The organism is Rhizobium sp. SEMIA 4085, assembly GCF_013004495.1.
Classification (GTDB): domain Bacteria; phylum Pseudomonadota; class Alphaproteobacteria; order Rhizobiales; family Rhizobiaceae; genus Rhizobium; species Rhizobium gallicum.
The window spans coordinates 1-9,739 of sequence record NZ_JABEPH010000229.1 but is presented as its reverse complement, the minus strand read 5'-3'; the positions used below and the strand labels follow the sequence as shown (position 1 = coordinate 9,739).

Annotated in this window: 9 protein-coding genes and 1 pseudogene; 5 read left to right on the top strand and 5 right to left on the bottom strand. The window is 58.8% G+C overall.

Annotated elements, in window-relative coordinates:
- Window positions 1–612, bottom strand: a 612-nt coding sequence (locus C9413_RS21035) for a LysR family transcriptional regulator (RefSeq protein WP_170250857.1), incomplete at its 3' end; no start/stop codon positions are given.
- A gap of 95 nt (window positions 613–707) precedes the next feature.
- Between C9413_RS21035 and C9413_RS21030 the strand changes: the two genes are divergently transcribed.
- The 3 genes and pseudogenes from C9413_RS21030 to C9413_RS33670 all read left to right on the top strand — a co-directional run.
- Window positions 708–1,703, top strand: a complete 996-nt coding sequence (locus C9413_RS21030) for an aldo/keto reductase (protein WP_040115831.1) — start codon at window positions 708–710, stop codon at window positions 1,701–1,703.
- A 415-nt stretch (window positions 1,704–2,118) separates the two neighbouring features.
- On the top strand, window positions 2,119–3,780 hold the full coding sequence (locus C9413_RS21025; protein ID WP_170250856.1) for an alpha-amylase family protein: 1,662 nt from the start codon (window positions 2,119–2,121) through the stop codon (window positions 3,778–3,780).
- A 480-nt stretch (window positions 3,781–4,260) separates the two neighbouring features.
- Window positions 4,261–4,377, top strand: a pseudogene (locus C9413_RS33670) (IS110 family transposase); the annotation flags it as partial.
- Window positions 4,378–4,445: 68 nt separating this feature from the next.
- On the opposite strand, the gene C9413_RS21020 reads toward C9413_RS33670, so the two are convergent.
- The 4 genes from C9413_RS21020 to C9413_RS21005 all read right to left on the bottom strand — a co-directional run bounded on the left by C9413_RS21020 (window position 4,446) and on the right by C9413_RS21005 (window position 6,821).
- Complete coding sequence (locus tag C9413_RS21020) at window positions 4,446–5,216, bottom strand: glucose 1-dehydrogenase (protein WP_040115833.1); 771 nt, start codon at window positions 5,214–5,216, stop codon at window positions 4,446–4,448.
- Between the two features lie 141 nt (window positions 5,217–5,357).
- Window positions 5,358–5,729 (bottom strand): hypothetical protein, encoded by a 372-nt coding sequence (locus C9413_RS21015; protein WP_040115834.1) that lies wholly within the window; start codon window positions 5,727–5,729, stop codon window positions 5,358–5,360.
- Window positions 5,726–5,872, bottom strand: a complete 147-nt coding sequence (locus tag C9413_RS21010; RefSeq protein WP_166677368.1) for a hypothetical protein — start codon at window positions 5,870–5,872, stop codon at window positions 5,726–5,728. Before C9413_RS21010 ends, C9413_RS21015 begins: the two co-directional genes overlap by 4 nt.
- Before the next feature lie 457 nt (window positions 5,873–6,329).
- Window positions 6,330–6,821 carry an Lrp/AsnC ligand binding domain-containing protein gene (locus tag C9413_RS21005; protein ID WP_040115836.1) on the bottom strand — a complete coding sequence of 164 codons (492 nt, stop codon included), beginning with the start codon at window positions 6,819–6,821 and terminating at the stop codon, window positions 6,330–6,332.
- 187 nt (window positions 6,822–7,008) lie between these two features.
- Here C9413_RS21005 and C9413_RS21000 point away from each other — a divergent pair, with 187 nt between their 5' ends.
- Both C9413_RS21000 and putA read left to right on the top strand, forming a co-directional pair.
- Window positions 7,009–7,461: a hypothetical protein gene (locus C9413_RS21000; protein WP_133938599.1), complete on the top strand. Its 453-nt coding sequence runs from the start codon at window positions 7,009–7,011 to the stop codon at window positions 7,459–7,461.
- A gap of 49 nt (window positions 7,462–7,510) precedes the next feature.
- The coding region (putA, locus tag C9413_RS20995; RefSeq protein WP_170250855.1) for a bifunctional proline dehydrogenase/L-glutamate gamma-semialdehyde dehydrogenase PutA at window positions 7,511–9,739 on the top strand (2,229 nt) is incomplete at its 3' end.

Here is a 9,739-nt window from a genome sequence, read left to right as displayed (position 1 = left end):
TCTATAGACCTGTCCGCTGGCAAATCGGCGCCGAATGCAAGCGTGATCCATCAGTTGACGCGGATGGACCGGCACGGTCTTTTCCTCGAAATAAGCGGGTGAAGCAACGACGCTTGCCCGCATAGGAGCGCTCATTCTGACGGCGATCATATCCGGGTCCAGGCTCTCTCCGAGGCGCATGCCGCCATCAAGGCCCGCAGCGACGATGTCGTTGAACGGCTCCTCGACCCGGACTTCCAGAACGACGCCCGGGTAAGCCCTGCTGAAAGCCGCAAGGCGTGGCGCCAAAAGCCAATGCGCCGCAAAGGGTGGCACGCTGAGGCGAAGATTGCCGGCTACACGGTTTTTGATTTCCTTTACCGCATCAAGCGCCAGATCGATCTCGCCCAGCGCCGGCCTCAGCCGTTTTAGAAGCAGCGCGCCCTCTTCCGTTACCGCGATGCTTCGGGTCGTGCGAGAAAAGAGCCGAACTCCCAGAGCAGCCTCCAGGCTCGAGACGGCGTGGCTCACAGCAGACGGTGCTATCCCCAGCTCCTTGGCCGCCCCCCGAAATCCCCCGCAAGCGGCCACGGTAGCGAAGATTGCAAGTTGAGGTAGGCGACTTCTGTCCATTGTTCCATTCTATAGAACAGCGTGTGAATTTCCAGGCGAATTAACGAACAACCTTCCTTGTCCTATCTTCCATTCATCATAAAAGGAGATCAGTGATGAAAAAACGGATGCTCGGAAACGAACTCAACGTCTCGGCGGTGGGCCTCGGATGCATGGGGATGACCTTCGCCTATGGCGGTCAGGATGAGGCAGACGCCATTCGCACGCTGCACCGCGCTGTCGAGATCGGCGTAACCTTCTTCGATACTGCAGAGGTCTACGGTCCTTTCGATAATGAAATTCTGGTGGGCAAGGCTTTGAAACCGCACCGGGATCGCGTCGTGATCGCAACCAAGTTCGGCTTCAAGATCACCGATGAGGGCGAAGGGCCGTCGCGCATGGTCGGCGTCGACAGCCGCCCCGAACATGTAAAGGCAGTAGCAGAGGCCTCTCTCGGACGGCTCGGAATCGAGCAGATCGACCTCTTCTACCAGCACCGCGTCGACCCCAACGTGCCGATTGAGGAAACTGTCGGAGCCATGGCGGACCTCGTCAAGGAAGGCAAAGTGAAAGCACTCGGCCTTTCGGAGGCAAGCGCTGCCACGATAAGGCGCGCTCATAATGTGCACCCAATTGCGGCGGTGCAGAGCGAATACTCGCTGTGGAGCCGGGATCCGGAGCTGGAGGTGTTGGCGGTCTGCCGCGAGCTTGGCATCGGCTTTGTCCCTTACAGTCCGCTCGGTCGTGGTCTCTTGACCGGCGCAATCAATAAACCCGATGAACTTGGTGCCGATGACTGGCGCAAGAACCTGCCACGCTTTCAAGCTGACGCAATGGCCGCGAACGCTGCCCTCGTCGCCTCGTTGAAGGACATGGCGCAGGCAAAGGGCGTAACGGCGGCGCAACTCGCACTGGCCTGGGTGCTGCATCAGGGCGACTTCATCGTGCCGATCCCCGGCGCGCGCAAGCTCAAGCATTTGGAAGAAAATGCTGCGGCAGCCGACATCACCTTGTCGGACAATGAGCTCAAACAGATCGGCGAGGCGCTCGCTCCGACAAAGGTCACCGGCAGCCGTTACCGCGAGCAGGAGCTTGCCCTTGTGAACGGGTAGACTTTTACGCCTCAGCGTTCGGCAAGGCGTTCCTTCCACTACGAATCCTCGGGCTTGCCTGCGTTGGCCCGAGGGTCCCCGAATACACATGGTTCTCTTGCAGCACCTGCTCACGTCCAGGTTGGTCATCGGGCGTCGAGGGCGCGGTCGTCTTCGAGCCTCGGAAGGGTCGCAGATGTGGTCCGTCCCAAGGATGCGCTAAAACTCATCAACCAGAATGAAGCACTCGTCCCGCGGCGATAGATACTGACCCTATCCGGGAAAGCCTGCTGACGCTCGCCGAAAAGCGGAAAACGGTTGGGGCGATGGAACCCGAAGGCATCAACTGAGCAAGACATACCGACCTTAACCGGGGAACCTTTCTCCTGCTCGCACGCTTCGTTCCCCGGACCACCACTTCCCAAGGAGCATGTTTGTGATCAACGACCTCTGGTACAAAAACGCCGTCGTCTACTGCCTTTCTGTTGAGACTTTCATGGATGCCAATGGCGATGGCATCGGCGATTTCCAAGGCCTTCAGCGCCGACTGGATTATCTGGCCGGGCTTGGCGTCACCGCGATCTGGCTGATGCCGTTCCAGGCCTCTCCGGGTCACGACGATGGCTACGACGTTTCTGACTACTACAACGTCGATCCCCGTTACGGAACGCTCGGCGATTTCGTCGAATTCACTCACGGAGCCAAGCAACGCGGAATTCGCGTGCTCATCGATCTCGTCGTCAATCACACATCCGATGAACATCCATGGTTTAAAGCGGCCCGCTCGGACAAGAACTCGCGCTATCGCGACTGGTATGTCTGGTCGAAGAACAAACCCGCCAACGCCGATGAAGGAATTGTGTTTCCAGGTGTCCAGAAGGCGACATGGACGCATGATGAAAAATCCGGCGAGTACTACTTTCACCGTTTCTACAAGTTCCAGCCGGACCTCAATACCGCAAACCCGCATGTTCAGGCGGAAATCCTGAAAATCATGGGTTTCTGGATCCAACTTGGCGTTTCCGGCTTCCGCATGGACGCCGTGCCCTTCGTTATCGCCGAAAAGGGCGCCAACGTGAAAGTGCCGAAGGAACAGTTCGACATGCTGCGAACCTTCCGCGAATTCCTGCAGTGGCGTAAGGGCGACAGCATCATCTTGGCTGAGGCCAATGTCGTGCCGAAGGAGAACCTGCAATATTTCGGTGACGACGGTGACCGCATGCAGATGATGTTCAACTTCCACGTCAACCAGGCGCTTTTTTATGCGCTTGCCAGCGCAGACACCCGACCGCTCGCCAAGGCGATGCATGACACACAGGAACGCCCGCAGACCGGTCAATGGGGCATTTTCCTGCGCAACCACGACGAATTGGATCTGGGTCGTCTGACGGAGAAGCAGCGCCAGCAGGTGTTTACAGCCTTTGGCCCGGATAAAGAGATGCAGCTCTACGAGCGCGGTATCCGTCGACGCCTCGCCCCCATGCTCGGCGGTGATATGCGCCGCCTGAGGCTTGCTTACAGTGTGATGTACTCGCTGCCCGGAACACCAGTTCTGCGATATGGCGACGAAATCGGGATGGGCGACGACCTGTCGCTGCCGGAGCGCAACTGCGCCCGCACGCCGATGCAATGGTCGAACGAGCCGCAGGGTGGCTTCACCAAGAGCGACAGGCCGGTCCTGCCGGTCATCTCGAAGGGCCCCTACGGTTTCGACCATATAAATGTTGCCTTCCAGCGCCGTGATCCGGAATCCATGCTTAACTGGACCGAGCGGATGATCCGCCTGCGCGAGGAGGCACCCGCGGTCGGGTGGGGGGAGATCAGCTTTCTTGATTGCAACAATCGCGGCGTGCTCGCCGTCCGCTACGAGTGGCTGAATAATGCCGTTGTCATCATCCACAACTTCCACGCCAAGCCGGTGGAGATTACCTTCGACGCCGGCCTCGATGACGCCGGCCACCTGTTGATTGACATAGCCGACGACAGTGACAGTCGCGCCGACGAGAAGGGTAAGCACCATATGGTGCTCGAACCTTACGCCTATCGTTGGTACCGCGCCGGCGGCCTGGATTACTTGTTGAAGCGGAGCGACACATAATAAATTTTGCCACTTGCTTCTGTTACGCCTCAAGATCGATAAGGCGCTCCCTCCCACGCCTTGACAGTCATCATCCTCCGGCTCGACCGCATTGGGGCCGAGGAAACAGCGCCACGGAACTGTGGGGTAAAGCCAGGAGGTGGAACTCCAGGATAGCGCAGGCCAGCCGCCTGTCGCCGGCAGTCCTTCGACCTTGTGATCGGCCAATCGAACTCGTTCAGTGCTAGCTAATGCCTGCACTGGCGGCTCAGCGAGGTAATGCGCCGTCCTGCAAAAGCGGTGTTTTCTGTTGGGGGACGAGAATTTCAACGGCATCTCTCGCGCGATCTCGAACCCCAGTGACCGATAGACGGCCTCGCCGGCCTCGAATGAGTGTAAGACCGTAATGTCCGTCTTCGTGCCTGAGGTGGCTCGCCCTACACTGGTCTTGCGAGGGTTGCTCGGATAGGCCGAGCCGATCCTCACGATAGGAGGACGAGCCTGGCAGATTATAGAGAAGCTTTTGTCGGAATCGATGTTGCCAAGCTGAAGAATGCTATCGCTGTTGCCGGATCGGGCCGAGACGGAGAGGTCCGCTACGTCGGCGCCGATGACGCAAGGCGATCTTATCCGGGCAAACGTTGTTCTCGTCTGCATAAGACTTGCGCTGCAGGAGCGCCTCGGCCTCAGGCGACAGACCATCCACCGTCCACCAGCAGGTTCGCGCCGGTGATGAGGCTCGCAGCCGGTGATGCAAGGAAGACTACGGCACCCACCACATCATCGGTTTCACCGATCCGGCCTAGTGGAATGTGAGCGAGCGTCGCTTTGCGATTGTCGGCATCGGCTAGAAAAGGTGCTGTACCATCCGTGTGGATGAACGTCGGCGATACGGCATTTACGGTGACATCATAGCGTGCCCATTCGGCTGCAAGGCAGCGCGTGAGGTGATTAATTGCCGCCTTGCTCATGCAATAGATTGCCTCGCCGCGCAGTGCCACGGTACCGGCCTGTGAGCTGATGTTGATGATCCGGCCTCTATTGCGCTTGATCATGTGACGGCCTACTGCCTGCGTCATCAGAAAGGTGCCCTTGATGTTGACATCGAGTATCTCGTCAAGGTCCTTCTCCTCAACGAGTTCCGCAAGATTGCCCGGAGCTACGCCGACGTTGTTGACGAGGACGTCGATCCGACCGAACGTCGCAAGCGCCCCGTCGACGGCTTGCGCGATATGGGCCTTATTGGGAATGTCCAGTTTAACTGGGAGAACTTTTCGTCCCGCGCTCTCGATTTCGGCAACCAGGCCCGCCGACGCTGCGACATCGCGGACCCCCAAAACGATATCGGAGCCTGCTGCGGCACAGGCAAGCGCGCAAGCTCGACCGATGCCACGGCTCGCTCCCGTCACCAAAGTCACCTTGCCCCCAAGGCTGAAGTCCGGCGCATTCCTCTGCATGATGTGCCTCCAATGATGAAGCCATTTATGGCAGCGTCGGCGTGCTGATGCCAGATGTTCTGCGCGTGCTGAGGAGCGTCCCTTTAACCGATGGGAGATCCTGAGGCACAGTCTGGATGAAATCCACGGCAGCGGACCTAGCTACCACCGATCGCGATCGATGCGGGCCGGAACCATCGCCGCAGGGATGCCTGGCGCACCCTGGCGAAGATGAAGCACCCATCGTGCGAGCGCGATCGCGGCAAGAACCGCTACTCCCATGCGAAGCCACGGATCGGCGCCGACGCGGCTCCCCCCCTCGGCTTTGAGCTGACCAGGGAACGGGGCCAGCTGCTCACGCAGGTCGGCAACGTCCTTCCGGAGCCAGGCAACCTCCCGCAGGGCCGATTGCAGCTCATCCTCGCCTGGTAGGTCTTCGGCCGGATCGTCGGCCGAGGCGCCCTCCTCCACGTCCGCAAGGTGTTCACGAAGCTGGGTGGGACTGTCAAAGCCCTTGAAACGGATGTTCGTCATTGCCTTTGCCTCAGTGCGTTTTCGCGATCGTCGTCCGCTCCCTTGGCTTTGCGGCGACTATCGGCTGACAGGGAGCGGAGGTTTTTGTCGCTGGGCATGTAGCGCTTGCCCATGCCGGTATTCGTGAATTCCCGCCTGGCCATGGTGCGTCTCCTTGCTGTGCGTGGGGAACGCTTCAGGCCCCAAAAAGATGCATCGGCGGCGATCGGAGGCGCAGGTCGAACTGACGTGCACAGAACCATAAGCCTCCTTCAACCCGAAACGGACGCAGTCAGGCATCAGGCGCCGCCATCCACGTCGGTTGGATGGGAAGCGTCCTCCGCCTGACAAAATCGCGGCGGCACACGTCCTGCGGATTGAACCTTGACGAGAGACCGCCACAGGCGTGGCGGGTCCTCGTCGCGAGCATTTGTCCAATTCTGAAAAGTCCGATGACGACCCAGGCAAGCTGACCGCGCCCACGATGACGCAATCCGGCAACGATATCCGTGCCGACCGTTGACATAAAACGCACCGGCCACACGCAAAATCGTGCAAGGTTCGAGTATGTCCAGCCAATCTCATAACGCTAAAAGAACATGCGGAAGCCGTAGCCGGGCGCTAGCTTGCGTAGCTAGACCCGCTCCAGTTCTCTTTCACCGTTTCCATGGCGACATTCGTCGATGTGCTCGCCACAAACGGCAAGTTTGAAATCCGTTCGCCAAGTACGTGTCTATAGCGGCGTATGTCACGCGTCCTGATCTTGAGCAAATAATCAAAGCGTCCGGCAATCATGTGACATTCCTCGACTTCCTTGATCTTCTTGACTGCCGCATTGAAGGCGCGAAGCGCATCTTCCTGAGTGTTTGAGAGTTTGACCTCCGCAAAGGCTATATGCTCCAGATTCAGTTTCGAGGGGTTGATGACGGCTTTGAACCCTTCAATGTAGCCGTCAACAATGAGCCGTTTAAATCGCAGCTGGCAAGGCGTCTTAGAAAGCCCGACGCGCGCCGCAAGATCGGTGATCGACATCCTTCCGTCGTCGGAGAGCGCTTCGAGAATCTTCCTGTCGAATAGGTCAAGTTCACTAATTTCATGCTCATCTTTAGTCATTTCACACAGCTCCGCGCGCAACAATAAATCCATACAGGCTATAAACCAGTAAAATCAAGTCTGAATGCCTTGATCGTGCGTGCTAGTGTGGATTGCTTGCTGAGGAGGAATGCCACCCTGACCAGCCCCGTTAGAATACAGGATCCGCAACCACAGAGATTCGTTTCTGAAGCGTGTCGAGACTTACATGGACCGCGCGCTCGCCTGCCTTCCCCTGCCGGAAGGTTTGTTGAACGCATCCAGGCGTACAATTCGACGTATGGCCTCGTTTCGGCACCCGACCGGGCGGGCGGAGTTTGATCCGACCCGATGCTTTCGTGATGCAAGTGGCATTATCTTGTCGTATTTTGAAGAAGTAATGAACGTGGTGCATATTCCATTCGGTCTCATGGAGCGTCGCAGCCGGGAACGCCGCAATTTTCAAAACACGCAGGCACTCGAAGAGATGACGGGCAAGAAGGTTCCCACCGACATCCGCGACGACTTCCCGAAGGGCGGCAGCGAGATCGTTCAGCTCCGCTTTCGCAAGGTTGAGGTTGTGCGCGGCGCTTACGACCGCACGGTGCCGCGCTGCACGCCTCTCCGGAGATCAAGGACTTCGGAACGGGCGCGCATGATACCCCTCCAACCGCATCACTGACGCTTACAACGCAATCGGCATCCAACACAGCGAACTGAAAGGCACCAAAATGTCGAGCCAATCCGACAAAATCCACAAGGACAACACTTTGCCGAACCCGATGCCTTTTTCGCTGTTTGCACCACCAATCAGAGCACAGACGCCCCTGCGACAGGCAATCACCGCAGCATATCGTCGTCCCGAGCCCGAATGCCTTCCTCCCCTCGTAGAAGCGGCACGGGCGCCTTCCTGGGCGAAGGCCGATGCGGCTAAGACCGCGCGCAGCCTCATCGAAGCCCTGCGTGCCAAGCACAAGGGTACCGGGGTCGAGGGGCTTGTGCATGAATATTCTCTCTCAAGCCAGGAGGGTGTCGCCCTCATGTGCCTTGCCGAAGCCCTGCTGCGCATCCCCGACGCTGAAACCCGCGACGCATTGATCCGCGACAAGATCGCCGAGGGAGACTGGAAGTCGCATCTGGGCGGCACGAAGTCGATGTTTGTGAATGCCGCAACCTGGGGCCTTGTGGTCACCGGTAAACTGACGTCCACCGTCAACGACCGCAGCCTGGCTGCAGCGCTTACTCGTCTCATCGCGCGCGCCGGCGAGCCGGTGATCCGGCGTGGCGTCGATATGGCGATGCGCATGATGGGCGAACAGTTCGTCACCGGTGAGACGATCGACGAAGCACTGAAGCGCGCCCGGCCGCTCGAAGCCCGCGGCTTCCGCTACTCCTATGACATGCTCGGGGAAGCTGCCACAACTGCTGTAGATGCAGAACGCTATTATCGCGATTACGAGGCAGCGATCCATGCGATCGGCAAGGCCTCCAATGGCCGCGGCATATATGAAGGGCCTGGAATATCCATCAAGCTCTCGGCGCTTCATCCACGTTACGCCCGCGCTCAGGCAGACCGCGTGATGGGCGAATTGCTGCCGCGGGTAAAGCAGCTCGCGCTCCTGGCAAAGAAGTACGAGATCGGTCTCAACATCGACGCCGAGGAGGCCGACAGGCTCGAACTCTCTCTCGACCTACTCGAAGAATTGAGCCTCGACCAGGATCTCAGCGGCTGGAACGGTCTCGGTTTCGTGGTGCAGGCCTATGGCAAGCGCTCCCCCTTCGTCCTCGACTACATCATTGATCTTGCCCGCCGTTCCGGTCGCCGGATGATGGTGCGGCTGGTCAAGGGCGCCTATTGGGATGCCGAAATCAAACGCGCACAGCTCGACGGCCTTGAAGACTTTCCCGTCTTCACCCGCAAGGTTCATACCGACGTTTCCTATATTGCCTGTGCGCGCAAGCTGCTCGCTGCCGTCGATTTAGTCTTCCCTCAGTTTGCCACTCACAACGCGCAAACGCTTGCGATGATATATCATCTGGCCGGTCCGGAATTTCAGGTTGGAAAATACGAGTTCCAATGCCTGCACGGCATGGGCGAACCGCTCTATGACGAGGTCGTCGGCAAGGCCAAGCTTAATCGACCGTGCCGCATCTATGCGCCAGTCGGCACGCATGAGACCTTGCTCGCCTATCTCGTCCGCCGCCTTCTCGAAAATGGCGCAAACTCATCGTTCGTAAACCGCATCTCTGATCCAAACATCTCGGTCGATGAGCTTGTTGCAGATCCTGTGGACGTCGTCGAAGCCATGCCCGTGGTCGGCATGCCGCATGACCAGATCGCACTTCCGGCTGCGCTTTTCGGAAAGGACCGGCTCAATTCGAAGGGGATTGACCTTTCGAATGAAGCAGCCTTGTCGGAGCTTTCCGCTAATCTCGCCGCCACCCTTTCCCGATACTTCCATGCCATGCCGTTACTCGCCGACGGCTCGCAGGACGGTGAGACACGGCCGATTGCCAATCCGGCCGATCACTCCGATATCGTGGGTCACGTTACGGAGCTCAAGGTTGACGATGCGCCCAGAGTTGCACGTATGGCTGCCGATGGTGTCGCAGAATGGGCTGCGTTGTCGCCTCGTGAGCGAGCAGCCTGCCTTGATAGAGCCGCCGACATAATGCAGGCCCGCATCGAGATACTGATGGCCATCGCCATGCGAGAAGCAGGCAAGTCAGCCGCCAACGCGGTCGGCGAAGTCCGCGAAGCGATCGACTTCCTGCGCTATTATGCCGACCAGGCACGCAAGACGCTCGGTCCAGCGCATGCACCGCTCGGCGCGATCGTCTGCATCAGCCCCTGGAACTTCCCGCTGGCGATCTTCACGGGTCAGGTGGCGGCCGCCCTTGTGGCCGGCAATTCGGTGATGGCGAAACCCGCTGGCGTCACCCCGATCATCGCTTATGAA

What these genes read in the sequence shown, in the direction of transcription:
- C9413_RS21005 (WP_040115836.1), bottom strand. Translation starts at nt 6,821, where the DNA reads ATGACTAAAGATGAGCATGAAATTAGTGAACTTGACCTATTCGACAGG.
- C9413_RS21010 (WP_166677368.1), bottom strand. Translation starts at nt 5,872, where the DNA reads ATGGCCAGGCGGGAATTCACGAATACCGGCATGGGCAAGCGCTACATG.
- C9413_RS21015 (WP_040115834.1), bottom strand. Translation starts at nt 5,729, where the DNA reads ATGACGAACATCCGTTTCAAGGGCTTTGACAGTCCCACCCAGCTTCGT.
- C9413_RS21020 (WP_040115833.1), bottom strand. Translation starts at nt 5,216, where the DNA reads ATGCAGAGGAATGCGCCGGACTTCAGCCTTGGGGGCAAGGTGACTTTG.
- C9413_RS21000 (WP_133938599.1), top strand. Translation starts at nt 7,009, where the DNA reads ATGGACCGCGCGCTCGCCTGCCTTCCCCTGCCGGAAGGTTTGTTGAAC.
- C9413_RS21030 (WP_040115831.1), top strand. Translation starts at nt 708, where the DNA reads ATGAAAAAACGGATGCTCGGAAACGAACTCAACGTCTCGGCGGTGGGC.